Consider the following 243-nt stretch of genomic DNA (forward strand, 5'->3'; position numbering starts at 1 on the left):
AAGTCGCGCGATCGCGGTCGATTTCGAAAATCTGCTGCGTGACGATGGAGCGCTCGAACTGCTCGGCGAACTGCTGATAGGTTTCCCAGTTCACGCTCACGCGATAGCCGGACAATTGCCCCGCCATCGCGAGCCACCACACGCCGTGATGAATCCCCGTGACGAGCGGCGTGCGTTGCCCGACGCGCGCAAGGCTCGCGAGAAACAGCCGATAGTCGGCAAATTGCTGAAAGCGTTCTGTGA

General features: G+C 60.5%; 1 pseudogene. It reads right to left on the reverse strand.

The annotated features are described in order from the left end of the window. A pseudogene (locus SB753_RS40560) lies at window positions 1–243 on the reverse strand (GlxA family transcriptional regulator); the annotation flags it as partial.

This window comes from Paraburkholderia sp. SIMBA_053 (genome assembly GCF_046534895.1).
In the GTDB taxonomy this organism is placed as follows: Bacteria; Pseudomonadota; Gammaproteobacteria; order Burkholderiales; family Burkholderiaceae; genus Paraburkholderia; species Paraburkholderia caledonica.